18 protein-coding genes are annotated in these 26,745 nt (G+C 66.6%); 5 read left to right on the top strand and 13 right to left on the bottom strand.

The genetic code is table 11. From position 1 onward, the window contains the following. Nucleotides 1-42 precede the first annotated feature (42 nt). Nucleotides 43-843 carry a bifunctional hydroxymethylpyrimidine kinase/phosphomethylpyrimidine kinase gene (thiD, locus tag ACQR1H_RS27870; protein ID WP_434908498.1) on the bottom strand — a complete coding sequence of 267 codons (801 nt, stop codon included), beginning with the start codon at nucleotides 841-843 and terminating at the stop codon, nucleotides 43-45. Between the two features lie 121 nt (nucleotides 844-964). Here thiD and ACQR1H_RS27865 point away from each other — a divergent pair, with 121 nt between their 5' ends. Both ACQR1H_RS27865 and ACQR1H_RS27860 read left to right on the top strand, forming a co-directional pair. Next, nucleotides 965-1,210, top strand: coding sequence for an Lrp/AsnC ligand binding domain-containing protein (locus ACQR1H_RS27865; protein ID WP_315805323.1), 246 nt, complete (start codon nucleotides 965-967; stop codon nucleotides 1,208-1,210). Between the two features lie 368 nt (nucleotides 1,211-1,578). Continuing rightward, complete coding sequence (locus tag ACQR1H_RS27860) at nucleotides 1,579-2,643, top strand: helix-turn-helix domain-containing protein (protein ID WP_434908527.1); 1,065 nt, start codon at nucleotides 1,579-1,581, stop codon at nucleotides 2,641-2,643. Here the strand turns inward: ACQR1H_RS27860 and ACQR1H_RS27855 are convergent. Next, complete coding sequence (locus tag ACQR1H_RS27855; protein WP_315805322.1) at nucleotides 2,597-5,119, bottom strand: bifunctional diguanylate cyclase/phosphodiesterase; 2,523 nt, start codon at nucleotides 5,117-5,119, stop codon at nucleotides 2,597-2,599. The two genes, ACQR1H_RS27860 and ACQR1H_RS27855, sit on opposite strands and share 47 nt — an antisense overlap. Before the next feature lie 238 nt (nucleotides 5,120-5,357). Between ACQR1H_RS27855 and ACQR1H_RS27850 the strand changes: the two genes are divergently transcribed. Next, a complete protein-coding gene (locus ACQR1H_RS27850; RefSeq protein WP_315805321.1) occupies nucleotides 5,358-6,518 on the top strand; it encodes an ABC transporter substrate-binding protein in 1,161 nt (386 codons plus the stop codon). A gap of 27 nt (nucleotides 6,519-6,545) precedes the next feature. Here the strand turns inward: ACQR1H_RS27850 and ACQR1H_RS27845 are convergent, their stop codons facing one another. The 6 genes from ACQR1H_RS27845 to ACQR1H_RS27820 form a co-directional block, all read right to left on the bottom strand. Beyond that, nucleotides 6,546-7,466: a c-type cytochrome gene (locus ACQR1H_RS27845; RefSeq protein WP_434908497.1), complete on the bottom strand. Its 921-nt coding sequence runs from the start codon at nucleotides 7,464-7,466 to the stop codon at nucleotides 6,546-6,548. 148 nt (nucleotides 7,467-7,614) lie between these two features. Beyond that, a complete protein-coding gene (locus tag ACQR1H_RS27840) occupies nucleotides 7,615-8,064 on the bottom strand; it encodes a c-type cytochrome (protein WP_315805319.1) in 450 nt (149 codons plus the stop codon). 130 nt (nucleotides 8,065-8,194) lie between these two features. Beyond that, a complete protein-coding gene (locus ACQR1H_RS27835; RefSeq protein ID WP_434908496.1) occupies nucleotides 8,195-10,504 on the bottom strand; it encodes a xanthine dehydrogenase family protein molybdopterin-binding subunit in 2,310 nt (769 codons plus the stop codon). Nucleotides 10,505-10,653: 149 nt separating this feature from the next. Further along, nucleotides 10,654-12,183, bottom strand: a complete 1,530-nt coding sequence (murJ, locus tag ACQR1H_RS27830) for a murein biosynthesis integral membrane protein MurJ (protein WP_434908495.1) — start codon at nucleotides 12,181-12,183, stop codon at nucleotides 10,654-10,656. A 1,717-nt stretch (nucleotides 12,184-13,900) separates the two neighbouring features. Next, the gene (locus tag ACQR1H_RS27825; protein ID WP_434908494.1) at nucleotides 13,901-15,049 is read right to left on the bottom strand and encodes a DegT/DnrJ/EryC1/StrS family aminotransferase; all 1,149 of its coding nucleotides are present in this window, start codon (nucleotides 15,047-15,049) and stop codon (nucleotides 13,901-13,903) included. Nucleotides 15,050-15,104: 55 nt separating this feature from the next. Continuing rightward, nucleotides 15,105-16,115 carry a Gfo/Idh/MocA family protein gene (locus ACQR1H_RS27820; RefSeq protein WP_316183697.1) on the bottom strand — a complete coding sequence of 337 codons (1,011 nt, stop codon included), beginning with the start codon at nucleotides 16,113-16,115 and terminating at the stop codon, nucleotides 15,105-15,107. A 360-nt stretch (nucleotides 16,116-16,475) separates the two neighbouring features. On the opposite strand from ACQR1H_RS27820, the gene ACQR1H_RS27815 reads away from it, so the two are divergent. Further along, nucleotides 16,476-17,186 carry a DUF1223 domain-containing protein gene (locus ACQR1H_RS27815; RefSeq protein WP_434908493.1) on the top strand — a complete coding sequence of 237 codons (711 nt, stop codon included), beginning with the start codon at nucleotides 16,476-16,478 and terminating at the stop codon, nucleotides 17,184-17,186. A 9-nt stretch (nucleotides 17,187-17,195) separates the two neighbouring features. Here the strand turns inward: ACQR1H_RS27815 and ACQR1H_RS27810 are convergent, their stop codons facing one another. The 5 genes from ACQR1H_RS27810 to ACQR1H_RS27790 form a co-directional block, all read right to left on the bottom strand. Next, nucleotides 17,196-19,415 carry a tetratricopeptide repeat protein gene (locus ACQR1H_RS27810; protein WP_434908492.1) on the bottom strand — a complete coding sequence of 740 codons (2,220 nt, stop codon included), beginning with the start codon at nucleotides 19,413-19,415 and terminating at the stop codon, nucleotides 17,196-17,198. Nucleotides 19,416-19,472: 57 nt separating this feature from the next. Then, nucleotides 19,473-21,695 carry a tetratricopeptide repeat protein gene (locus ACQR1H_RS27805; protein WP_434889112.1) on the bottom strand — a complete coding sequence of 741 codons (2,223 nt, stop codon included), beginning with the start codon at nucleotides 21,693-21,695 and terminating at the stop codon, nucleotides 19,473-19,475. Between the two features lie 69 nt (nucleotides 21,696-21,764). Next, nucleotides 21,765-23,177 (bottom strand): mannose-1-phosphate guanylyltransferase/mannose-6-phosphate isomerase, encoded by a 1,413-nt coding sequence (locus tag ACQR1H_RS27800; RefSeq protein WP_316218705.1) that lies wholly within the window; start codon nucleotides 23,175-23,177, stop codon nucleotides 21,765-21,767. Between the two features lie 12 nt (nucleotides 23,178-23,189). Next, on the bottom strand, nucleotides 23,190-24,206 hold the full coding sequence (locus ACQR1H_RS27795) for an NAD-dependent epimerase (protein WP_434908491.1): 1,017 nt from the start codon (nucleotides 24,204-24,206) through the stop codon (nucleotides 23,190-23,192). A 10-nt stretch (nucleotides 24,207-24,216) separates the two neighbouring features. Further along, entirely contained in the window at nucleotides 24,217-25,500 is a 1,284-nt protein-coding gene (locus ACQR1H_RS27790; protein ID WP_434891981.1) for a nucleotide sugar dehydrogenase, read from the bottom strand. A 188-nt stretch (nucleotides 25,501-25,688) separates the two neighbouring features. On the opposite strand from ACQR1H_RS27790, the gene ACQR1H_RS27785 reads away from it, so the two are divergent. Further along, nucleotides 25,689-26,651 carry a lysylphosphatidylglycerol synthase transmembrane domain-containing protein gene (locus tag ACQR1H_RS27785; protein WP_434908490.1) on the top strand — a complete coding sequence of 321 codons (963 nt, stop codon included), beginning with the start codon at nucleotides 25,689-25,691 and terminating at the stop codon, nucleotides 26,649-26,651. Nucleotides 26,652-26,745: the final 94 nt, after the last annotated feature.

Raw genomic sequence — 26,745 nt, 5'->3', positions numbered from 1 at the left:
AAGCTGAGTTGCCACGGGAAGTGACCTCAAAGATGTGTGACCTCAATAATAGCGGTGGAGATGATGCACCGGGCCGTGGCCGTGTCCGACCGTGAAGCGATCGGCCGCCGCGATCGCGCCGGAGATGAAGGCCTTGGCGTTGCGCACGGCCGCCTCGAGGCCCTCCCCCTTCGCCAGCCCTGCGGCCACGGCCGACGACAGCGAACAGCCCGTGCCGTGGGTGTTCTTCGTGTCGATGCGCGGCGACGGCAACGGGATGCTGGTCGCTGATGTGATCAGGTAATCGGTGCTGTCGGCGCCCTGCCCGTGACCGCCCTTGATCAGTACGGCCGGACAGCCGAGCGCGAGCAGCCGGCGGCCTTGCGCCGCGATCGCCTCGTCCGTATCAGCGACCGGCTCGTCGAGCAGCGCGGCCGCCTCGGGCAGGTTCGGCGTGATCAGCGTCGCCTGGGGGATCAGCCGGCGGCGCAGCGCGTCGATCGCATCCTCCGGCAACAGCCGCGCGCCCGAGGTCGCGACCATCACGGGATCGAGCACGACATGCCGCGGCCGCCAGCGCGCAAGGCTTGCCGCGATGGCGTCAGCGATCGGCGCTCGCGCCACCATGCCGATCTTGACCGCGCCGACGTCGAGGTCATCGAACACCGCATCAATCTGCGCCGTGACGAAATCGGGCGGCACCAGGTGCACCCCGGTCACGCCCCTGGTGTTCTGGGCGGTCAGCGCCGTCAGCACCGAGGCGCCGTAGACGCCGAGCGCCGCGAAGGTCTTGAGGTCGGCCTGGATACCGGCTCCCCCGGAGGAATCCGAACCGGCGATGGTGAGTGCGACGGGGGTGCTCATGCCCCTTCCTAGCGCGGGCCGGCCGCGCCCGGCAAGCAGGCCCGGTCGCCGGAGAAAGCGTATCGACTTCGCCGGAAAACGCTATATTGAGGCGAAAGATGCCTTCCGGAGACAGCCCGCAATGGTTCCCTTCTTCGTCCAGATCAAGTGCAAGCTCGGCCAGTCCTACACGGTCGCCAATGCGCTGGCGGAAGCCGAGATCGCCTCCGAGATCTACTCGACGGCGGGAAATTACGACCTGCTGGTGAAGTTCTACGTCGACAATGACACCGACATCGGCCACTTCGTGAACGAGAAGGTCCAGGTCCTGCCCGGCATTCAGGACACCCACACCATCATCACGTTCAAGGCCTTCGGCGCCACCTAGCGACGCGCTCATCCTGACCCGGTGCCTGCCCGTCGGTCGCCTGCCCCACGACAAAGGCGCCCGTCGTGACCGACGGGCGCCGAGGTCCTGAAAATGGGTCAAGCATGGTTTCGTCATGAAAGACGGTGGCGGCCGGAGACCGTTGTCCGCCAATTCGCGCCAGTGGGCCGGAAAGCCGGACCTTTCGATCGTGAGGGGCAATGGGGGACCGTCGAACGGCCCGGCTTTCCCTTTCGGCAACTTGGCGATAGGCGTTCTATAGCGGGTGCGCGGAGCACCCGGTCAAGGCGAGCAACCGATCCGATACGGTCGATCAAGAGGTTGAGACGAAAACTCAAGAATGACTGCGGCGCCGTGTGAAGAGTGAGATCAAAGCCGTTTCGTCCCTGCTGCCGAGCTACGGCTTTTGCGCCGAGCAGATGGACACCGAGGCGAACATCGCGGCGTGGCGCGAGGCCACTTCGACGTTCTTCGAGGTCGACGAACTCGCGGCCGGCGAGGCCGCTCCGTTCAGGGCGGACGTGCTGTCCTACGCGCTGGGCTCCGTGCTGCTCGGATCGGCCCGGGCGAGCGGCCAGCGGTTCCGCCGATCGGCCGAGACCATTGCCCGCAGCGGCGTCGACCACATCATCCTGCAGCTCTACGTGAGCGGCAGCTATGAGGGGGTCGCGGCGGCCGCGCCGATCCGGGTCGAGGCCGGCGACCTCTGCGTGCTCGATCTCGCCCAGACACTCGAAACGCGCGCGACGCCGTTCGAGAACATTACCTTGGTCGTTCCCCGTCCGATGTTCGATGCGCGCCTGCTGCAGGTCGACGACCTGCACGGCCTGTTGCTGCCGCGCAGCGGCGCGCTGGCGCCGCTGCTTGCGCGGCATTTCGGCGCACTGCTCGACTGTGCGCCGCGCATGAGTTTCGACGAGTGCCAGGCCGCGGTCGAGGGCACGATCGCGCTGATCTCGGCCTGCCTGCGCGGCGAGCTCGAACGCCGCGATGCCGACCGCAGCGCGACGCCGGATGCTTCGCTGCTCCGCATCCGCCAATACATCGAGGCGCAGCTGTCGAGCCCCGAGCTCAGCGCCGACGCGGTGGCGCTGCATTTCGGGATGTCGCGCGCGTCGCTCTATCGCCTGTTCGCGCCGATCGGCGGCATCGCCGACTACATCCGCAGCCGCCGCCTGCATCGCGCGTTCTTCGATCTCGCCGGGACCGGGTCGCGGACACAGCGCATCAGCGAGGTGGCGCGGCGCTGGCAGCTCGGCACCGATGCCCATTTCACGCGGCTGTTCAAGACCGCCTACGGCATCACGCCGAGCGCCGCGCGCGAGGCCGCCATGCTGGGCCTGACACGCCTGCCGGTCGACGCAGATGCCGAAGCCGCCTCGCCGCTCAGCCGTTGGATGCGAGGGATAGCAGCGCCCCGGACCGGGGAATGAGCGCGACGACGGCCGCCGAGCGCGGATCGTCGTCCTCGGATGCGTCGTCCTCGGATGCGTCTTCGGCCGGCTGCGGCTCGTCGGCCTCGGATGCAGCGCGGGCGATCTCCAGATGCTGCTCGAGCTGCTCAACCGGCATCGGCCGGCCCAGCAGATAACCTTGCGCGAAGTTGACGCCGAGCGAGCGCAGTTGCACCAGCTGCTCTTCGGTCTCGACGCCTTCGGCGGTGATCTGGATGCCGAGCCCCCGCGCCAGCGTCACGACCGATGAGATCACGGCGGCACTTTCGTCGCGCACGCTCAGATTGGCGACGAAGGACTTGTCGATCTTGATCTTGTTGAACGGGAACGCCGTCAACGAACGCAGCGACGAATAGCCGGTGCCGAAATCGTCGAGCGCCAGAGAGATGCCGAGGCCCTTCAGCCGATCGATGAAGCTCTCGTTCTCGGCCGCGCGCTCCAGCAGCACCGACTCCGTGATCTCGATCTCGAGACGCTTCGGATCGAGGCCCGACCGCGCGAGCGCCGACTGGATCACGTCGAACAGCTCGGCCTGCTTGAACTGGACCGGCGACAGATTGACGGCGATCTTGACGTCGTCGGGCCATGCGGTGGCGTCGTCGCAGGCGCGCCCGATGATCCATTCGCCGAGCGGCACGATCAGGCCGGTCGACTCCGCAAGCGGGATAAACTTGTCCGGCGGCACCAGCCCCTTGACCGGATGGCGCCAGCGCACCAGCGCCTCGACGCCGCACCGCTCGCGCGTCTCGGCGTCGTAGAACGGCTGATAGTGCACCTCGAACTGGCACTGCGCGATGGCGTCACGCAGATCGCCCTCGAGCGTGTTGCGCGCCTCGAGCTCGGCCGACATCGCATCGTCATAGAGCGTGTAGCAGCTGCGGCCGGCCGATTTCGAGCGGTAGAGCGCGAGGTCGGCCTTCTTGAGCAGGTGCTCCTGATCGCGGCCGTGCTGGGGCGCGAGCGAGATGCCGATGCTGGTGCCGATCTCGACGCGCTGTCCGCCGAGCTGGTACGGCTCCGCGATCAGCCGGGTGATGCGCTGCGCGAGCTCGATCGCGGCGGCGCGCTGGTCGGAGGCGCCGGCCTGGATCAGGGCGAACTCGTCGCCGCCGAGCCGGGCCAGCACGTCCTCGTCGCGCAACTGCGATCTCAGCCGCTGTGCGACCTGCACCAGCAGCTCGTCGCCGGCGCCATGGCCGAGCGAATCGTTGACGTTCTTGAAGCGGTCGAGGTCGAGCAGGAAGACGGTGAAGCGGCCGCTCTTCTCGTCGTTGATGCGCTCCATTTCCTCGAGGAAGAAGGCGCGGTTCGCAAGGCCGGTCAGCGCGTCGGTCTGCGCCAGCTCGAGCACGCGGCGATTGGCGAGGGCGAGCTGCAGGGCGTTGCGGCTCGACAGCGCGAGATACACGGCAAGGAAGATCGTCGTCGCCATGCCGGCCGCATACAGCGCCAGCGCGCGATTGTGGCTCGCCATCAGGCTGCCACCGGCGGGCGCCGCCTGGAACACCCAGTCGGCATCGCCGATGCGCAAGGTCGTCGACCAGATGCTGGGGTCCGCGGGCCAGCGCTGCGGGTCCACGCCGGAGGCATTGATCACGCGCTCGGGCGGCAGCAGGTTGATCGCGAGCGCCGGGCTGTTGGGATTGTTCGCGCGCACCGACTGCAACAGCGTCGGCAGGTCGAACACGCCGATGATGAAGCCAGAGAGATTGCGCCGGCGGTCGGCGACCGTCGTGCGCGACGTCCCCTTGGCGTAGACGGGGATGCCGATCATCACGGCGTTATTGCGCTCGTTCTGATTGATCAGGTTCTGACGCGTGCGCAACGCGCCGATCACGTCGTAGTCGCGCGACTGCTCCAGCACGGCGCGATGGTCGGGAATGCTCCAATAGTCGAGACCATAGACCGGCGAGGTCTTCGCCTCGGTGGAGAAGTAGACCGGATAGTATTCGTCGCTCTCCGGCGCGACGGTGCCGTCGGGATAGGACTTGATGCGAAACGCGGGAACGCCGTCGGTGATCGCCGCCGCCTCGTATTCGCCGCGCTCCTTGCGCTTGATCCGCGGCAGCCACGCCAGCCGCAGCATGCCGCGATGCGACTCGAACAGGCGCGCGCTGAAGGTCTGGTACTCGCTGCGCGTAATGTCGTCGTTGGCGGATTCGAAGCGGGTGCGCAGCGCGGTCAGCCGGCTGACATATTCGTTGACGCCGTTCTGGACCAGGATCGCCTGGGCTTCGGCCAAGCCTTCGAAATCGGTGCGCGCCAGCCGGTTCTCCCAGCGTCCCACGGCAACCGTCCCGACCACCGACAGCACGACGCCGACGCATGCCGCGATGATCGCAGGGCGATAAAGGCGGTATCGCGATAACGACGCGCGCAGCCTCTCGCGCCCGCTACCGCTGCGAGCATCATCCTTTTCCTGCAGCGTCGGTGCGCTGTACTCTTCAACCTGCAATATGGCCCCCGCCAAACGGCTGCCCCTCACCACGATGCGGCCGATGCTGGCCGCGGTAAGTTAAGGACGGTCAAAGATGATCCGTTGTGGCGTACCAGAAACCGGGGCTTGGTTAACGGCTGACTGTTGAGGGCCGCCCAAAACGCGATCAAGCGCGGGCTACGTCTTTAGCGAGGTCTTCATTCAACACGCCTAGACTGAGTTGTCATCAAGTGTACCCCGTGCATCGAAGATCGCAATGAACTGGTTTTCAAGCCTTCGGATCTCCTTCATTCTCATCTTGATCGCCGGCGTGCTCCCGCTGGGGTCTGCGCGCGCCGACGAGCTCGGCGTCACCAACGACACCATCATGTTCGGCCAGGTGGCGGCGCTGGAAGGCCCGTCGGCCGCGCTGGGCCAGGCGGCGCGCCAGGGACTGCTGGCGGCCTTCAACGAGCTCAACGCCAAGGGCGGCGTCTACGGACGCAGGCTCAAGTTGTTGAGCCGCAACGACGGCTACGACCCCGATCGCTCGGTCGTCGAGACCATCAAGCTGATCTACGAGGACAAGGTGTTCGCGCTGATCGGCGCCGTCGGCACGCCGACCGCGATGGCCACTGCGCCGATCGCGGCCTCCAACGACGTCCCCTTCATCGGGCCGATCTCCGGCGCCGAATTCCTGCGGACGCCTGAATTCCAGAACATCGTCAACATCCGCGCGAGCTACGCGGCGGAGGCGGAAGCCTCGATCAAGTATCTCACCGAAGAGCTTCACCTGACCCGCATCGCGATCTTCTATCAGGATGACGCGTTCGGCCGCGACGTACTGGCCGGCGTGAAGACGCATCTCGATCGCCGCGGCCTCGAGCTCGCGGCCGAAGGCACGTTCGAGCGCAACACGCGCGCTGTCGGCGCGGCGCTCAAGGTCATTCGGCGCGCGGAGCCTGAAGCGGTGATCCTGGTCGGCACCTACGGCCCGTGCGCCGAGTTCATCAAGATGGCGCATCGCAGCGGCTTCAATCCGACCTTTACGGCGGTCTCCTTCGTCGGCGGCAACGCGCTCGCCAAGGAGCTCGGCCCGGAAGGCCGCGGCGTCGTCGTCTCCGAGGTGGTGCCGTTTCCGTGGGACACCGACCTCCGCATCGTCGCCGACTATCAGGCCGCGATGAAGACGCTCGATCCGAGCCAGACGCCGGACTTCATCGGCCTCGAGGGCTACATCACCGGCCGACTGGTGGCGCGCGCCCTGGCGATGACCGGGCCGAACCCGACCCGCGCCGAGCTGCTCCGCATCATCAACGAGGTCGGCCAGTTCGACATTGGCGGGCTGGTGGTCAGCTTCGGCAACGCGCGCAAGGAGAATCCACCGCCGGTGTCGCTGACGGTGATCCAGAGCGACGGCAGCTTCAAGCCGATCTGACCTGAGCGCGCGCGCCCGCCGAACTGATCAGCTTGCCGGCTTCTTCGGCTTCGGCGGGCCTTCCACCGGCGGCAGCCATTTCAGATAGACCGCCATCGCCTTGCGATCCTCGGGCGAGAGCTGCGAGGTGTTGCGGATCACCCGCGCCATCGAGCCGCCGACGTTGTCGCCGTCGGGCAGTTGTCCGGTCTCGAGGAAATAGCTGATGTCGCTCTCGCTCCAGTCGGACAGGCCCTTCTGGGTGATGTTCGGCACGAAGCCCTGACCTTCCGGCTCTGGCCCACCCGCCAGCCGCTGCGCCGAGACGATGCCGCCGAGCGCATTGCGCGGGCTGTGGCACTCGGCGCAATGGCCGAAGGTGCTGACCAGATAGGCGCCGCGATTCCACTCCGCCGGGCGCGAGGCGTTGGCGGCAAAGGGCTTGCCGTCGAAGAACAGCAGCTTCCAGACCCCGACGGTGCGACGGATGTTGAACGGAAATGGCATGTCGTGCGCGCGCGAGGCGCCCGCAACCGGCGGCAGCGTCTTCATGTAGGCGAAGAGATCGCGGACGTCGTCGATCTTCGCAGCCGCGTAGGAGGGATAGGGAAACGCCGGGTAGTAGTGGCTGCCGCCCGGCGACACGCCCCTCACCACTGCATTGACGAACTCGGCCTCGCTCCAGCGCCCGATACCGTCAGTGGGATCGGGCGAGATGTTGGGCGCATAGAACGTCCCGAACGGCGAGCTCAGCGGCAGGCCGCCGCCGAGCTTCAGCCGGTCCGGCTGGTTCGGCACGGCGTGACAGGACGCGCAGCCACCGATGTTGAACATCTCCTGCCCGTTGGCGAGATCCGGCGCGCGCGTCGCCGCTGCGAGCGTGATCGTCGACGGCTGGGTCAACCACCAGAACACCGTCAGGCCGGCGGCGCCGAGCACGCAGAGAGCAAGCAGGAGGCGGCGTAGCATGGTGGCTCCGTCACAGCAGGAGGAGATCGTCGGCCCGGCGATCATTACCGGAGCTCGGCGGCGCCGTGATACGTCAGGACGCCCGCACGGCGCAAACAAACGGGGGCGGACGCAATGTCGCGTCCGCCCCCGTGGATGGCAGGTCAGATCAACTGTTCTTGAGACGGAAGGTCTCGTGGCAACCGCCACATTCCTTGCCGATGCCCGGCGCGGTCGCCTTCAGACTGTCGAGATCCTTGATCTTCGCCTTGGCCTCGGTGACGACCTTCGCGAAGCTGTCGATCTTGGCCTTGAAGCCGGCCTGGTCTTCCCAGATCTTCGGCGACGGACCGTAGTCGCCTTCGAACTTGGCGCCCTTCAGGCTCGCCGGATACATCGTCGGCAGCTTCTTGGCGGTGTCCTCGAGCTGGGCCAGAGCGGCATTGACGGCGGCCTGGTCATACGGCTTCTCGCCCTTGACCATCGCGATCAGGACACCGCCGAGGTTCTTGGCGTTGGCCTTCATCGTGTCCTGGCTATGCTTGACCAGATCCTGCTGTGCCATCACGGCGCCGGCCCCTAGCAGCAAAGCTGCGACAGCCACGACAGTCCGCTTCATCAATTCGCTCCTTTGTTGTCACAATCCCGTCCAGCCCACCCGGACGGGGTCGCTCGGTTGGTCAACCCCTCAGCCGGCGGATTATTCCGGAATTGAGGCGGATATCGGAGGAGATCCGGAGGGAGAGTACTCAGAGACTATGACGGCGATGCTGCTCCCGGATCGCGATCCAGACGCGCTCCGGGGTCGCCGGCATGTCGATGTGATCGATCTTGTACTCACGCCAGAGGGCTTCGACGATCGCATTGACGACGGCCGGACAGGAGCCGATCGCCCCCGCTTCGCCGGCGCCCTTGACGCCCATCGGATTGGTCTTGCAGGGCACGTTGTGGGTCTCGAAGGTAAAGGACGGCGCGTCGGCGGCGCGCGGCAGCGCGTAGTCCATGAAGCTGCCGGTGACGAGCTGGGCGTCGGAGTTGCTGTAGACCACCTGCTCCATCAGCGCCTGGCCGATGCCCTGCACCGCACCGCCATGCACCTGGCCGGCCAGCAGCAGCGGATTCAGCGTCACGCCGAAATCGTCGACGATGACGTAGTTGACGATCCTGATGATGCCGGTCGCCGGGTCGATCTCGACCTCGGCCACGTGGGTGCCGTTCGGATAGGTGCCGTCGGCGCTGGCGAAGGTGGCGCTGCCCTTGAGCTTGTCAGGATCGACGCCGGGACGCTTGGCGAGGTCGGCAAACGAGATCGCGCGGTCGGTGCCGGCGACGCGGATCACGCCGTCGGCGATCTCGAGATCGCCGAGACCGGCTTCGAGCGCTTCGGCCGCGATCTGCTTGAGCTTGTCGCCGAGCTCATGGGTGGCGCGCTGCACGCTGACGCCGCCGGAGGGGATCGAGGCCGAGCCGCCGGTGCCGAGGCCGGTCGCGATCTCGGCCGTGTCGCCCTGATGGATGTGCACGCGCTCCGGCGCCAGGCCGAACTGCTCGGCGACGATCTGGGCGTAGGCGGTCTGGTGGCCCTGCCCGCTCGACTGCGTGCCGATCAGGATGGTGACGTCACCGTTGGGGTCGAGCCGCACATTGGCGGTCTCCTCGCCCATGGTGCCGCAGACCTCGACATAGCTCGCGAGCCCGATGCCGCGAATGAGACCGTGCTTCTTGGCGGCCTTGGCGCGCTTCGAAAACTCCTTCCACTCGGCGATCTCCATGGCGCGCTTGAGATGCGCGTTGAAATCGCCGGAATCATAGACCTTGCCGGTCGCGGTCTTGTAGGGCAACGCGCGCGGCGGAATGAAGTTCTTGCGCCTGATCGCATCGACGGACATGTCGAGCTTGCGCGCGCAGGCATCTACCAGGCGCTCGATCACATAAGCCGCCTCGGGGCGGCCCGCGCCGCGATAGGCGTCGACCGGCACGGTGTGGGTGAAGATCGTGCGCACGCGGCAGTGGAAGGCCTGGATGTCGTAGAGGCCCGGCAGCATGCCGGCGCCGCCATGCGGGATATAGGGCGCGAAGGTCGACAGATAGGCGCCCATGTCGCCCATCAGGTCGACGTCCATCGCGAGGAACTTGCCGTCCTCGGCCAGCGCCATCTTCGCCGTGGTGACGTTGTCGCGGCCCTGCGCATCGCCCATGAAATGCTCGGAGCGGTCGGCGGCCCAGCGCACCGACTTGCGCAGTCGCTGCGCGGCGACCGCGACCAGCGCGTATTCCCGGTAGGGAAACAGTTTTGTGCCGAAGCCGCCGCCGACGTCGGGGCAGATCACCCGCATCTTCTCGGTCGGGATCTTCAGCACGTTCTGGCAGAGGATGTCGCGCAGGCGGTGGCTGCCCTGGCTGCCGGCCGTCAGGGTCAGATGGTCGCGCTTGGTGTCGTAGTCGCAGACCGCGGCGCGGGTCTCCATGAAGCTCGCCACCACGCGCGGATTGACGATGCGGATCTCGGCGACCGCATGCGCCTTCGCGAACGCCGCCTCGACCGCCGCCTTGTCGCCGATCGCAACGTCGAACAGCACGTTGCCCTTGTGCTCGGCCCACACCTGCGGCGCATCCGCCTTGATCGCATTCACGACGCCGGTCACGGCCGGGAGCGTCGTCCACTCGACCTTGATCGCCTCCAGCGCATCGCGCGCGTGGTCGAGCGTGTCGGCGACGACGAAGGCTATGGCATCGCCGACGTGGCGCACCTCGTCCTTGGCGAGGATCGGATAAGGCGGCGCGGTGAACGGATCGGTCTCGAGATTGAACAGGCACGGCAGCCCGCCGAGCTCGGCGGTGTCCTCGGCGGTCAGGATCAGCGCCACGCCCGGCAACAGCCGCGCCTGGGTGACATCAATGGTGAATTTGGCATGGGCATGCGGCGAGCGCAGCACCAGGGCATGCAGGGCAGCGGATGGCGCGAGATCATCGGTGTAGCGGCCCTTGCCGCGAATCAGCGCGTCATCCTCTTTCCGGAGAACGCTTTGTCCGACGCCGAACTTGATTGGAGCTGCCATCTGGTTTCACTTCCCACTGCATTGTCGCGACGATTGGCCGGCATATTGCAGCGGATCACGCCCTCGCGCAAACGCCATATGGCCGCTCCCCGAACACGCGCGGTCAACTCTCGGCAGGCATGCCAGCACGCGATGTTGCAGCGCAAACGTCAGCGCCGCACGAGGGCCTTCAGCCAGCGCGGACCGAACAGCACGAGGATGGCGCCCACGTAGATGACGGCGCCGACGATGATCAGCAGGCCGAGAACGGCTTCGTCCTGCATGCGGCCGAGCGACGCGAGCCGGGTCGATGCCACCAGGGCCGTTGCCCACAACGCCGCCGCGAGCACCACGCCGGTCCCGGCGAACTTCAGCAGCGACGAGGTGAGCCGCCGATCGAAGTGCAGATAGCCTTTGTGCACGGCGAAGCCGAGCACCAGCAGCAGATTGATCCAGGCGCCGACGGCCGTCGCCAGCGCGAGTCCGACCTGGGCGAGCGAGCCCATCAGCAGCACCTTCAGCACGACGTTGGCGGTCAGCCCCGTCAGCGAGGCCTTCACCGGCGTCGCGGTGTCCTTGCGCGCGTAGAAGGTCGAGACCGCGCTGCGAATCATCACGAACGGGATCAGGCCCACGGCATAGGCGGCGAGCGTCGCCCCGGCCGCGGCGGCGTCGCCCTTGGTGAAGGCGCCGCGCGCGAACATCGCGCGGGTGATCACGTCGGGGACGGCGAGGAAGGCGGCGACGAACGGCACCGAGAACAGCAGCGTGAACTCGAACGCCCGGCGCTGCTGCTCCATGGCGCCGTCGTGATCGTTCGCCGTGAGCCGCCGTGACATCTCCGGCAGCAGCACGGTGCCGATGGCGATGCCGATCACGCCGATCGGCAACTGGTTGAGGCGGTCGGCATAATACAGTGCCGAGATCGCGCCGGCGGGGAGGAACGTCGCGATGATGGTGTCGGCGAACATCGCGACCTGCGTGCCCATCGAGCCCAGCGTCGCCGGTCCCAGCGCCTTGAAGAACGCGCGGATGTCGTCGTCGAGCTTGAGCGGCGCAAAGCGCGGCAGCCCGCCGTGGCGGGCGAGATCGCCGGCGAGCAGGAAATATTGCAGGAACCCCGAGATCAGCACGCCCCAGGCCGCGGCGTGACCGACACCGGGGAAGAACGCCGCCAGCGCCAGGGTCGCCATCATGGCGAGGTTGAGGAAGATCGACGCCGCCGCGGCGCTCGCAAACCGCTGCATCACGTTGAGCATGCCGCCATAGAGCGTCACCAGCGTGATCAGCAGCAGATACGGAAAGGTGATTCGCGTCAGCGTGATCGCAAGCTCGCGCTGCCCGGGATCGTCGGTGAAGCCCGGCGCCAGAATGGTCATCGCCTGCGGCATGAACACCCAGGCGAGAATCAGCAGCACGACCTGCGAGGCCAGCAGCAGCGTGAAGATGCGGTCGGCGAAGAGGCTGGCCTGTGCCGGCCCCTTCTCGCCATGCACATGCGCATAGGCCGGCACGAACGCCGCGTTGAACGCCCCCTCGGCGAAGATCGCCCGGAAATGGTTCGGCAGCCGGAACGCAATGAAGAACGCGTCGGCGACCGGCCCGGCGCCGAGGATCGCCGCCAGCATGATATCGCGGGCAAAGCCGGTGAGCCGCGACAGCAGCGTATAGCCGCCGACGGTGAAGATACGTCCGAGCATGGGGGGCTTCTAGAGCATTGGGGGGCGAGTTTGAAGCGGGGAACGTGGCCTCCTTCTGCTTACGGCCAAAGTGTGGCGACTGGGCGCGCGGCCCCCTCCCCCACTTGCGAGCCGAGCCGGCACACATCGTCTCGGGCTTTTCGCCGCGCCGCCCGGGAAACCTCTCCCCGCTTGCGGCGGGGCGACTGCCTCCACGTATTGCGTCCGTCTGCTGCCACGTCGTCATGGCCGGGCCTGTCCTTGCCATCCACGTCGTCGGGCGCCTTCGGAACGACGTGGATGCCCGGGACAAGCCCGGGCACGACGGACTAACTCATTGGCAGCGCGTAGGACGAACGAGCGACGGGCAATCCGCCGCGCCCGATGCGAACACTCAACGAATGCCGCGCCTTTGCGCAGATCGTTGATTACGGTATGCAGACGAGACCAACTCACGCATTTTGGTGCGCAACATCAAATGTGACATGATGGCGGACTACGCTGCGCTGATCCGCCCTATGCGCTCGGGAGGTTGCCAAGGTGTCGAGTGACATTCAGGTTGGGGACCGTGTGAGACTGCGTGGCCTACCTGATTGGCTGCTGCATGACCTGCCCGCGAGCGAGCAGGCGGAAATGCGCGCCTTTATTGGCCAGTCATGTGTGGTGAGTGAAATCGACGCTTTTGGCTACTATTGGCTTGGATTCGGTAGGACTATCGTCGACTCGGATGGAACTCGCTGCAGTGGCCATTCATTCTGTGTTCCACGAGAGTTCATTGAACGAGCCCCCATGGACAAGCCTATTCCGCAAGAGTCGCACTCTCGACTAATTTCGCGAGCCGCTTCAAGCGCATCCCTCTAACCAGTCCGTTTCTGGAAAATATTCCTCTTTCTTTTTCTCCGAAAACATGATTGTATGTCGCCGTCCCGTCTCGATCAGAGGGGCGCTTCGCGGTCGTCACGGACGTTGAGGCGGGATGCGGTGGGCGTGTCGATGTTGCAGCGTGGTTCGCCACGCCGACGAACAACGTCGATGCGCACGGTCAAGTCGCGTGGTCCTGGCATCCCGACGCTGATGCCCCGCGTAATGCGCGAAAGCGCATTGCGCGCACGGTGGCCAAAAAGCCCGGAGCACCGGGGAGAACGCGGAGCAGCCGTTCCAACCATCGCGCGGGGAATGCCGGGATGTCTCGGCTGAACCTGTGGTTCCTGCCGCCTGCATTTTTTTCGCAGGCGGGCCATGGGTGCGGCCAGCGCCCGGCATTCCCCGTGCCCTCTTTTCGGGAGGGCATGACGAACAGCAAAGCTCGGACGCCAGATGCGCCGCGAGAAGGTGAACACATGTCTCACCACCGTCATTGCGAGGAGCGAAGCGACGAAGCAATCCAGGACCGCACGCGCAGCCCTGGATTGCTTCGCTTCGCTCGCAATGACAGTGAGCATGCCGGTCGCACGTCGGCACTTGCGACGCTGGCGGGGAGGCGCACCACGCACTCCGCTGTCGTCCCGGACAAGCCTGCCGACGCGAAGCGGCGGCGGGCGCCGATCCGGGATCCATACGCCGTGCAGCCGATGGGGCGCGCGGAACGGGCCGCCTGCCCCTTCCAGACATCACGCGGTATGGGTCCCGGCGTTCGCCGGGACGACAGTGTTTGTTGGAGCTGCCGGTGGGACAGATCATTCATACACGCTGCGGCCGGTCGGGCCGCCAGCGGAGATGCGCGACGATGCGTAAGACCTCAGGCCAGTGCGCCGCGCACGACGTCGATGATGCGCCCTTGCGTCGCTTCGTCGAGATACGCGTGCATCGGCAGGCTGATGACGTCGCTGGAGAGTTGCTCGCTGACCGGCAGGCCGCCGTCGGCGCTCGGGAAGATGCGGTAGGCGGTCTGCTGGTGCATCGACTTCGGATAATAGATCGCGGTCGGAATGCCCTGCGCCTTCAACGCGGCGGCGAAGGTGTCGCGATCGACGCCCTTGGCCAGGCGGATGGTGTATTGCGCCCAGACCGAGGTGCAGCCGTCGACCAGGCGAGGCACCTTCACGACGTCGGCCAGCGCCGCCGTATAGCGCTCGGCGACGACATTGCGCGCGGCGATCTCGTCGTCGAAGATCTTGAGCTTCTCGAGCAGCACCGCCGCCTGGATCGTATCGAGCCGCGCGGTGAGGCCGAGGCGGACGTTGTCGTATTTGTCGCTGCCGCCGCCATGGGCGCGCACGCTGCGCAGGCGCTCCAGGAGGCCGGCATCGTCGGTGAGGATGGCGCCGCCGTCGCCGAAGCAGCCGAGCGGCTTGGCCGGATAGAAACTGGTCGCCGTCGCGAGCCCGAGGGTGCCAATGCGGCGGCCCTTGTAGCTGGCGCCAAAGCCCTGCGCGGCGTCGTCGAGCACGAACAGTCCCTCGTCCGCGGCGATGGCGGCCACTGCATCATGGTCGGCGGCCTGGCCGAACAGATCGACCGGGATCACGGCCTTCGGCTTGAGGCCGAGCCGCTTGGCGGTGGCGATGCCGCGCCGGAGCGAGGCCGGATCGATGTTGAAGGTGTCCTCCAGCACGTCGACGAACACCGGCGTGGCGCCGGTCAGCGCCACCGCTTCGCCGGTCGCGCAGAACGTGAAGGACGGGCACAGCACCGCGTCGCCGGGGCCGATGCCTTGGGCCATCAGCACCATCAGCAGCGCGTCGGTGCCGCTGGAGCAGCTCACCGCGTATTTGGCGCCACAATACGCCGCCAGCTCGGCCTCGAGCTGAATGATTTCGGGGCCGCCGAGGAACTGGCAATGCGCGAGCACGCGGGCGACGGCGTCGTCGAGCGACTTGCCGAGCCGCTGGCGCTGCGCGGCGGTGTCGATGAACGGAATGGGCTGATGACGCAGGTGCTGGTTCATGAGCTCTGACAAAGGTTCGGAAACGGAAATGAGGGTGAAGCGGAGGCCTGGGCGGCTAGCCGGCCACGGCGCGCCGCTTGGTGGCAGCCGCCTCGGCCGGACGATGGCTCGACGTCTCCAGGCACTGCGTGGCGATCGCCAGACTCGCGACGCCCTCGTCGCCGGTGACGGCCGGCGCCGTGCCCGAGCGCACCGCATGCAGGAAGGCGATCAGCTCGGCGCGCAGCGGCTCGTCATGGCCGACCGGGAGATGACGCATCGAGTAGCTGCCGTCCGGCTTGAAGCCGAAGCACTCGGTGACCTGACGGGTGAGCAGATCGCCCATGATGTACTTGCCGCGCGTCGCCACCGTCACGTTTCGCGCCTTGAACGGCGTAAGCCAGTTGGTGTTGATGTGGGCGAGCACGCCGGAGGCGGTGCGGAATTGCAAGAGCGCGATGTCCTCGCGCTCGGCCACCGCGCTCGACAGTTGCGGCTGCACCTCGATGATGTCGGATTCGGTGAACCACCGGATGAGATCGATGTCGTGCACGGCGAGATCGATGACGACGCCGACATTGGACATGCGCGGCGGGAACGGGCCGACGCGGGTGATCGCGATCGACAGGATGTCCTCGCCGGCGATCGCCTTCTTGATCGCGGCCACCGCCGGATTGAAGCGCTCGACATGGCCGATCATCAGGGTGACGCCGGCGCGATGCGCGGCCGAGACGATCTCCCTGCCCTCGTCCACCGTCGAGGCGATCGGCTTCTCGACCATCAGGTGAACCTTGCGCGCGATGCAGGCCAGCGCAAGCTCATGATGCAGATGCGTCGGCGCCGCAATGGTCACGGCGTCGACGCCCTCCGCGACGAGCTGGTCGAGGCTCTCGAAGGTCGGGCAGTTCGCAAGCTCGGTGACGCGGCTGCGATGCGCGGGCAGCGGATCGACCACGCCGACCAGATGCACGTCGGGCAGTCCGGCGAGCACGCGGGCATGATTGCTGCCCATCACGCCGGCTCCGATCACGCCGACGCGCAGCGCCTGCCTCAGCTCGGCCTTGTGGCCCGCCCCCTTGGAACTCATGTCATCGACCCCATCAATGCCCCCGGCTTGCGACGTCACGGATTGGCCGCAACGGTTAACGAACTGCAAATCACCGGTCGAAGCTCTCCTAGCATGCCGCTCGAAGCGAGGCGAATGCGGAAAGCCTTTTCAGGACACGATTTGATTCAGAAAGTTACATCCGGCACGGACGAAAAACGCTGTCTTTTGAATGGCGTGCGCGATGCGCTTCAGGTGTGGCGGGCGCCCTGCTCACGCGTCACGACAGGTCGCGAAAGTAACGGTGGATGCGTCTTCACGCCTGCGTGTTGGCCGCGGCAGGAGGTAACGCAATGGCTCCCGCCAGCGAAGGAGATCACGTCACAACGCGGGAGAACACCCATGCCCCTCAGCCTCGCCTCGTTCCGCCACGCCTCCGCCTTCGCCGTGCTGCTCGCATCGCTTGCCCCGTGGTCGCCATCGGCCGCCGCAACGGATCGGCCCGTCGTCATCGAGCTGTTCACCTCGCAGGGCTGCTCCTCCTGCCCGCCTGCAAATGCCTATCTGAACGAAATGGTGCGGCAGCGCCGCGACGTGCTGCCGCTCGCCTTTCACGTCACCTATTGGGACCGGCTGGGCTGGAAGGACCCGTTCTCGCTGCCGGCCGCCACCGATCGTCAGGCCCGCTACGGCAGCCGCTTCGGCGACGGCTCCTACACGCCGGAGATCGTCGTCGACGGCACGACGAGCCATGTCGGCTCCAACCGGGCCGAGGTCGGACCCGCGATCGATCGCGCCAGAGGCGCGAGCGCGACGGCGGCGCGGCTCAAGCTCGCACGCAATGGCGACAAGCTCATGGTCGAGGTCGGCGGCGGTGAAGGACGCGGACGTCTGCTCCTGGTCGGCTTCGATCATCGGCATGAAACGTCGATCCGCCGCGGCGAGAATGGCGGCCGCACGCTGGAGGAGCTGAACGTGGTGCGCTCGGTGCGCCCGCTGGCAGATTGGAGCGGCAGCGCGCTGCGCCTGACCGAGCCGATGCCCGAGGGCGAGGATGTCGCGGTGCTGCTCGAAGCGGCGGATGGGCGCATCGTCGGCGCCGCGCGGCTGTAGCGGCCGAGGTCAGGAGGAGGCGCAGTGGTGGCGCCAGAACCGGCGGTAGCCCTCCTCCACCTTGCGCGTGTAGGTCTCGACGTCGCCCGCCGCGGAGCCGGCGACCATCGCCGGCAGCTCCGCGCGCAGCTTCGCCAGTTCCGCGGGCTGCGCTGCGAATCTGAGAGCGATGGCGATATAGCCGTCATCGTCCTCCGCCACGAACTCTGCGAGCCCGACCGCCGTGTTGATGGCGGCCGCCGCCCGCGCCGCGGCGCCGTGGCCGAGCCTGGCGACGACGGGCACGCCGGCCTGCAACGACTCCCAGGTGCTGACGCCGCCATTCTGCGGGAACGGATCGAGCGACATGTCGATCGCGGCGAACTGCGCGATGTGCTGATCGCGCGTCGACAGGCCGAGGCAGGTGATGCGCCCCTCGGCGATGCCGTGCGCCACGAACCGGGCCACGAGCCCATCGCGCAGCAAGGGCTCATCGAGCGCACCGTTCTTGATGACGATCCGCGAGTCCGGCAGCGCGCCCATCAGCCGCGACCACAGCGCGAGCGCGGGCTCGGAGATCTTGTCGATGCGGTTGAAGACGCCGAACGTAACGTAGCCGTTGCGCAGCATCGGCAGCGGCGTCGGCTGCCATCCCGGCAAGGGATCGGTGGTGATGACGGCCGGCAGGTCGTAGACCTGCTCGGCAAACAGAGGACGCGCGGCCTCGGGCACGGTCACCGGATCGGCGAAGAAGTAGTCGATGGTCGGAAGCCCCGTTCCGGTGCCGCTGCCCCACGCGGTGACCTGCACCGGCGCCGGCTTGCGCGCGAACACCGGCAGCCGGTTGCCGGCGGAATGGCCGGAGACGTCGACGAGGATATCGACCTGATCAGCCTCGATGCGATCGCTCAGTTCCTCATCGGACATCTGCCAGGCGTCGACCCAGAGGTCGGCGGCGGAACGGCAGCGCTCGGTCATGCCATCCTGCAGCGGCGAGCAGGAGTAGCAGACGACCTTGAACGCCTGATGGTCGTGGTGGCGCAGGACGGGCAGGAACACCAGCGCAGCCGAGTGATTCCTGAAATCGGAGGAGACGTAGCCGATGGTCAGCCGCCGCTCCGGATCGCGGTCGCGGACCGGCGGCGGCCGGCGCACGATCTTGCTGCCGATCCTGGTCCACCATTCCCGGCGCGCCGCCTGGTGCTGAGCGAAGTCGGTGTCCGGCATGAAGTCGAGCAGGAAGATCTTGGCAGTGATCGCATCACCGAAATCCGGCTTGATCTCGAGCGCACGCTCGAAGTGCTGCAAGGCCGTTGCGAGATCGCCCTGCTTGCAGAAGCATTCGCCGAGCCAGGTCCAGGCGACCTCGGAGGCCGGATTGAGCTCCAGCACCTTGCGGCACGCGTCCATCGCCGGCGCGATATTGTCCTTGATGGCGCTGAGCTGCGCGAAGCCCAGCAACGCCACGTCCTGCCATGGATCGAGCGCCAGGGCGGCCTTGAAGTCGGCCATGGCCCGCTCGAACCGTCCGGCCTGCTGGTGCAGGCGGCCGCGCTGTGCCAGCACCTGCGCGGCATTGGACTTGATTGCAAGCGCGGCGTCGAACGCCGCGAGCGCCTCGTCGGAATGGCGCAGATTGATGCTGGCGAGGCCCTTGCCGAACATCGCCTCCATGTGGCGCGGGTTGAGCGACAATGCGCGATCGAAGCTCGCATTGGCCTCCGCATTGCGGGCGAGCGGAAGCAGCGCCATGCCGCGATTGCAATAGGCGTCGGCATAGTCCGGCTTGAGCGCGATCGCCCGGTCATGCGCGGCGATCGCCTCCTCCGGCCGCCCCAGCCGCATCAGCGTGTTGCCGAGGCCGGTGATCGCCACGAGCAGGTTCGGCTTCAGCGCAATCGCCCGCTCCTGGCATTTGCGCGCCTCCTCGAACCGCTTGCGGTTGAACAGCGCAAGGCCGAGATTGGAGAGCGCCTCGGCATTCCGCGGCTCGATCTCGACAGCCTTGATGAGCGCCTGCTCGGCCATCTCCATTTGTCCGCCGTCGAGCGCCGTCACGCCGAGCAGATGCAGCGCATCGAAATGATCGGGCAGCAGCGCCAGGATCTGGCCGCAGACCGCCTGCGCCTCGGCGCGACGGCCGCCGCGATAAGCGGCGACGGCCTGTTGCATCAGCGCATCGGCCTGCTTGCGATGCTTCTTCTGCAGCCTCGCATTCTGAAACGCGCGGGAACCGACGTCGCTTGCCAAAAGACGGCCTCCGGAGTGACGCGTAGATCGACAGAACAGGCGTACTGCGGACGGCGCTCAGCCGCCGGCGGCACAATAGCGGCGCCAGAACTGGCGATAGCCTTCCTCGACCTTGCGCGTGTAGGTCTCGACATTGCCGGCAGCGGAGTTGGCCACCCGCGCCGGCAGCTCGGCGCGGAGCCGAGCCAGCTCGGCCGGCTGGGCCGCGTGTCGCACGGCGATCGCGATGTAGCCCTCGTCGTCCTCGGCCACCCAGTCGTCGAGCCCGACCGCCTTGACGATCGCGCCGCCGGCCCGCGACGCCGCGCTGCTGCCGAGCTTGGCAACCACGGGCACGCCGGCCTGCAGCGATTCCCAGGTGCTGACGCCGCCATTCTGCGGGAACGGATCGAGCGAGATGTCGATGTTGGCGAACGCTGCGATGTGCTCATGGCGCATCGACGCGCCCAGACACGTAAGGCGGCTCTCGCCGACGCCGTGCGCGGCGAAGCGGGCGATCAGCGTGTCGCGCAGGAATGCATCCTCAAGCGCGCCGTTCTTGATCACGACGCGGGCGTCCGGCAGCGTCCGGAGCAGCGCCGACCACACCGTCAGCACCTCGTCGGAGATCTTGTCGACGCGGTTGAAGACACCGAAGGTGACGTAGCCGTTGCGCAACATCGGCAGCGGTGTCGGCTGCGCGTCCGGCAGAGGATCCGTGGTGATCAGTGCCGGCAGATCGTAGACCTGCTCGGCGAACAGCGGCCGTACCGCCGCCGGCACCGTCACCGGATCGGCGAAGAAGTAGTCCATGGTGGGCAGGCCGGTGCCGGTCGCATTGCCCCACGCGGTGACCTGGATCGGCGCGGGCTTGCGGGCGAACACGGTGAGCCGGTTGCCGGCCGAATGACCGGAGAGGTCGACGAGAATGTCGACCTGATCGGCCTGGATGCGATCGGCGAGTTCATCGTCGGACAACTGAGATGCCTCGATCCAGCCATCGGCCGCAGCCTTGCACTGCTCGGTGACGGAATCGACCAGCGGCGAGCACGAGTAGCAGATGACCTTGAACGCCGCGTGGTCGTGATGGCGCAGCACCGGAAGGAAGGTCAGCGCGGCCGAATGGCTGCGGAAGTCGGACGACACGTAGCCGACCGTGATGCGGCGATCCGGATCGCGGTCGATGGCGGCAAGCTGGCGCTGCGGGATATGCGCGCCGATCCGCTCCCACCATTCGCGGCGGACGGCCTGATGCAGGGCGACGTCGGCGCCGGGATAGAAATCGAGCGCGAAGATCTTCTTCATGATCGCATCCTCGAAATCCGGCTTGATCTCGAGGGCGCGATCGAAGTGCTGGATGGCGCCGGCCGTGTCGCCCTGCTTCGCGAGGCACGTGCCGAGCCAGATCAGCGCGACTTCCGACGCCGGATTCTGCTCCAGCACCCGCTTGCAGGCCAGCATCGCTGGCGCGATCCGCTCGGTGAGCACGCAGACATGCGCCTTGCCGAGCAGCGCCGCTTCGAGCCCGGGGTCGATCGCCAGCGCGGCATCGAAATCGGCCTCGGCCTCGGCGAACCGTCCCATCTGCACATAGAGCCGGCCACGCTGCGCGATGACGGCCGCCGTCCCCGGCTTCATGGCGAGCGCGGCGTTGAAGGCGGCGAGTGCCTGCTCGAGGTGCCGCAGATTGACGCTGACCAATCCCTTGCCGAAGGTCGCCTGCATGTGCCGCGGCGCCAGCGCCAGGGCGCGGTCGAAACTCTGTCTGGCCTCCTCGTTGCGCAGCAGGAGCAGTTGCGCCATGCCGCGATTGCAGTAGGCGTCGGCGAAGTCGGGCTTCAGCGCGATGGCGCGGTCGTGCACCTCGATCGCCTGCGCGAACAGCTGCATGTTCATCAGGGTGTTGCCGAGGCTCGTCAGCGCCGTGGCGAAACTGGGCTTGAGCGCGACGGCGCGCTCCTGCACCGCGCGCGCCTCCTCGTAGCGCTTCATGCTGAACAGCGCGAGGCCGAGATTGGCAAGGGCTTCGGCATTGCGCGGCTCCACCGCGACGGCGCGGGTCAGGGCCTGCTCGGCGAGGTCGAGCCGGCCGCTGTCGAGCGCGGAGGCGCCGAGAAGGTGAAGAGCGTCGAAATGATCGGGCACGAGGGCCAGCGCCTGACCGCAGATGGCCTGGGCATCGGCATGCCGGCCAGCCCGGTAGGCCTCGACGGCCTTCGGCAGCAGGCCGTCGGCCTGCTTGCGGTTCTTCTTCTGCAGGCGCGCGTTCTGGAACGCACGCGATCCGATCGTGCTTTGCAAGGAAGCTCTCCGGCGGACGACTCCGGGGCTGTCTAGCACGGCTCGCGTGATTCGCGGCGAGACCCCGCCCTACTCGCGGCGGTAATCGTCCTCGATGCGGATGATGTCGTCCTCGCCGAGATAGGACCCGGTCTGGACCTCGATCAGCTCCAAGAGGATCTTGCCCGGGTTCTCCAGCCGGTGCACCGCGCCCATCGGGATGTAGATCGATTCGTTCTCATGCACGGTCTGAACGGTCTCGTTCACCGTGACCCGCGCCGCGCCGCGCACCACGATCCAGTGCTCGGACCGGTGATAGTGCTTCTGCAGCGACAGCCGCTGGCCGGGCTTGACGATGATGCGCTTGACCTGGTGGCGCTCGCCATTGTCGACCGACTGATAGCTGCCCCAGGGCCGGTGCACCTTGATGTGCGCCTCGGTGACCTCCGGCGCGACGGTCTTGAGCTTGGCGACCAGCCGCTTCAAGCCGTTGGCATCGCGCTGGCGCGACACCAGCACGGCATCCTGCGCCGCCACCACGACGAGATCGTCGACGCCTTCGAGCGCGACCAGCGCCTTGTCGGTGACGACGTTGCAATTGCGGGAATCCTCGAACACGGCGGTGCCGCGCGCGGCGTTGCCCTGCCCGTCCTTGTCGGACAATTCCCAGACCGCATGCCAGGAGCCGACGTCGGACCAGCCGCACGACACCGGGGCCACGGCCGCACGCTCGGTCTTCTCCATCACGGCATAGTCGATCGAGATCGGCTTGGCCGCGGCGAAGGCGTCGGAGTCGAGGATGATGAAGCTGAGGTCGCGGCCGGCCTTGGCAACGGAGTTGGTGACCGTCTGCACGCTGTCGGCATCGAACTTGCGGTATTCGTCGAGCAGGACCGACGCGCGGAACATGAAGTTGCCGCTGTTCCAGAGATAGCCCTCGCGAATGTAGCGCTCCGCGGTCGGCTGGTCCGGCTTCTCGACGAATTTCGCGACCGCCCGCACCTCCCCGGATACCGGCGCGCCAGGACTGATGTAGCCGTATTCTGTGGCCGCGCGCTCCGGATTGACGCCGAAGGTGACGATGCGGCCGGCCTCGGCGGCAGCGAGCCCCTGGCGGCACGCCGCGAGAAAAGCGGGGGTGTCACGAACGACGTGATCGGCCGCGAGCGCCAGCACGACAGCATCCTGATGGCGCGACTGGGCAAAGGCGGCTCCGGCGGCGATCGCCGGGCCTGAATCGCGTCGCATCGGCTCCAGCAGGACGTCGGCCTCGATGCCGATCTCGGCCAGTTGCTCCAGCACCATGAAGCGATAGGCCAAGTTGGTGATGATGATCGGCCGCTCGAACAGATCGGCATCGGAGACGCGCAGCAGCGTATCCTGGAAGGTGGAACGGGCGCCGAACAGCGGCAGGAACTGCTTCGGCCTGACCTCGCGCGAGGCCGGCCACAGCCGGGTTCCGGCGCCACCGCACATGATGAGAGGAATGATGCGTCCGGTCATGAAATCAATCCGTCAAATCCCGTGATACGCGCGGTACCATTTTGCAAAACGCCCAATGCCGTCGGCGATCGAGGTCGCCGGCCGGAAGCCGATGTCGCGCTCGAGGTCGCTGACATCCGCGTAGGTCGCCTCGACGTCGCCGGGCTGCATCGGCAGCATCTCCCTGATGGCTGGCCGCCCGAACTCCTTCTCCAGCAGCGTTATCACGTCCATCAGCTGTTCGGGATGATTGTTGCCGATATTGTAAATCCGCCATGGCGCCCGGCTGCTCGACGGATCGGGCCTGTTTCCGTCCCAATCCGGGTTTCCCTGTGGCGGCCGGCCGAGCAGGCGGACGATGGCCTGCACGATGTCGTCGACATAGGTAAAATCACGCCGCATGCGGCCATGATTGAACAGCTTGACCGGCTGTCCGGCGAGGATGGCCTTGGCGAAGATGAACATGGCCATGTCGGGCCGGCCCCAGGGACCGTAGACCGTGAAGAAGCGCAGACCGGTCGCCGGCAGCCGGTACAGATGGCTGTAGGAATGCGCCATCAGCTCGTTGGCCTTCTTGCTCGCCGCATAGAGGCTGATCGGATGATCAACATTGTCCCTGACCGAGAACGGCAGCTTGGTGTTGGCGCCATAGACCGATGAGGACGAGGCGAACAGCAGATGCTCGCAGCCATGATGGCGGCAGCCTTCGAGGACGTTGATGAAGCCTTCGAGATTGGCGTCGACATAGGCGTGCGGATTTTCCAGCGAGTAGCGCACGCCGGCCTGGGCGGCGAGATGCACCACGGCTGGAAAGCGATGCTGAGCGAACAACGCCTTGATGCCGGCGCGGTCGACCAGATCGAGCTTGTGGAAGGTGAAGCCGGGCTGCCTCTTGAGAATGTCGAGACGCGCTTCCTTCAGCTTCGGATCGTAGTAGGCGTTGACGTTGTCGATGCCGATCACCTGGCGTCCGTCGGCGAGCAACCGCTGCGACAGGTGAAATCCGATGAACCCGGCGGCGCCGGTCACGAGGATGGGATGATCAGCCATGGTCGCTCCGTCAGGGTCGCCACAGTTCGATGGCGGCGGGTTTGCTCGCGCGGTCGAGCTTCATCTTCACGTCGAGCACGAGGCCGCTCTCCTCGCGCAGCAGGCCCTGTACGAGAGGCCAGCCTCCGGCGAGATATCGATCGTGCGACACGGCCAGCACGACCGCGTCGGCCGGACGCAGCGCCTCGATCGCCGTCAGGCCGATGCCGTACTCCTCATGCACGGCCGCAGCATCGGCCAGTGGATCGGCGACCTGCACCTCGACGCCGAACGACTGCAATTCGCTGATGATGTCGATCACGCGCGAATTGCGGATGTCCGGCACGTTCTCCTTGAACGTCATGCCGAGAATGGTGACGAGGCCACCCCGGCCCTTCCGCCGCAGCAAGCCGCGGATGCATTCGCGCGCGATGCGCCGGCCCATCTCGTCGTTGATGCGGCGGCCCGCCAGAATGACCTCGGGATGATAGCCCGCCTTCTCGGCGCGGTAGGTGAGGTAGTAGGGATCGACGCCGATGCAGTGACCGCCGACGAGGCCGGGCGTGAACGGCAGGAAGTTCCACTTGGTGGCGGCGGCGGCGAGCACGTCACCGGTATCGATCTCCAGTGCCTGGAAGATCAGCGACAGCTCGTTCATGAACGCGATGTTGAGGTCGCGCTGGGTGTTCTCGATCACCTTGGCCGCCTCGGCGACCTTGATCGAGGGCGCGCGATGGATGCCAGCGGTGACGACCGAGCCGTAGACGGCGGCGACGATCGCGAGCGTCTGCGGATTCTGTGCCGAGACCACCTTGGTGATGGTCTCGAAGCGATGCGTCTTGTCACCGGGATTGATGCGCTCCGGCGAATAGCCGACGTTGAAATCCGTCCCCGCCTTCAGCCCCGAGCTGCTCTCCAGCAGCGGGACGCAGTCTTCCTCGACGGCGCCCGGGTATACGGTCGACTCGTAGACGACGATGTCGCCGCGCTTCAGAACGGCTCCCACCGTGCGCGTCGCGGCCAGCATGGCGCCGAGATCGGGCCGCCTTGCGTTGTCGATCGGGGTCGGAACGGTGACGATGAAAAAATCGGCAGTCGCGATATCATCCGGCTCGCTGGTGAAGCGCAGGCCCGGCCGGCGCAGATCGGCCGCATCGACCTCGCAGGTCCGGTCCCTTGCGTCCTTCAGATCCGCGACCCGGACCGCATCGATATCGAACCCGATCGCCGGGCAGCCTGCCCGCGCGAACGCAGCCGCGACCGGCAGGCCGACATAGCCAAGGCCTATCACCGCAATCTTCCGGCCATGAGACATAAATTGATATTCCGGTCGTTTCGGAGGCCATTGACGCCACCCCTGCGACTGTTTAGCCACCGGGGCATCAGGACCGCAAGGGGCGGCTACGGCTCTCCCTGGACCCGGGGTCCAGCCTTGCCAGGACGGGAGTTGCGCGTATCGCACTCGGCTTGGAGCGTTTCAACCAAGAGCGAAGCCAGCCTGGCATGCGTGCGTTTTTGATTCTTCTCCTCCGGATCGTGGTGTCGCTGGCTCTGCTGTATCTCGCTCTGCGCGGGATCAACTTTGCGGCGATCCGTGAGCGGCTCAGCCAGATCAACATCGGCTGGATCGGACTGGCGGTGGCCATCACGCTGGTGCAGATCTTCATCGGTGCCCTGCGGTGGCGCGAGATCTCGGCGCTGTGCGGCGCGCCGCTGACGGACATGCAGGCGTTCCGCTACAACATGATCGGCGCCTTCTTCAATCAGACCCTGCCGTCCTCGATCGGCGGCGACGCCGTGCGTCTGTGGCTGATCGGGCGCACCGGCGCCGGCTGGCGCGCAGCCAGCTACTCGATCCTGACCGACCGCGCCGTCGGCTTCATTGCGCTGGCACTGATCATCGTCGCGAGCCTGCCGTGGAGCTATGGCATGATCGCCGACGAGCACGGGCGGCTGGCCCTGGTGCTGGTCGACGCGGCGGCGCTGGCCGCCGGCGTCGGCTTCCTCACCATCGGCTATCTGCCGGCCAAATGGATGAAGGCGTGGTGGCCGACGCGGCACGTCTATGCCTGCTCGGTGATCGCGAACAAGGTGATCTTCGGCCCAGGCACCGCTGCGAAGATCGCCGTGCTGTCGCTGTCGATCCATGTGCTGGCGGTCGTCATCGCCTGGTGCGCCGTGCGCTCCATCGCGGCGCCCGCCGCGTTCGAACAACTGTTCGTTCTGACCCCGCCGATCATGCTGATCACGATGCTGCCGATCTCGATCGCAGGCTGGGGCGTGCGCGAGGCGACGATGATGGTCGCGTTCGGCTATGCCGGCCTGGCGCCGGCCGACGGCACCGTCGTCTCGATCCTGTTCGGCGCGGTCTACTTCATCGTCGGCGGCATGGGTGGGCTGGTGTGGATCCTCAGCGCCGAAAAGGGCGCCGGCCGCCTCGCGGTTCCCGCTACGGTCGAAGACTGACCTGGATCATGATGCGATTCCACGGAATCGCATCATGATCTCATCTCTTTGTTTGAGCATGATCTTTTCGGAAAACCGGTTTCCACTTTTCCGG

This window comes from Bradyrhizobium sp. HKCCYLRH2015 (assembly GCF_051168215.1).
Classification (GTDB): Bacteria; Pseudomonadota; Alphaproteobacteria; order Rhizobiales; family Xanthobacteraceae; genus Bradyrhizobium.
The sequence above is the reverse complement of the archived record's forward strand: the minus strand, read 5'-3'. Positions and strand labels throughout refer to the sequence as shown.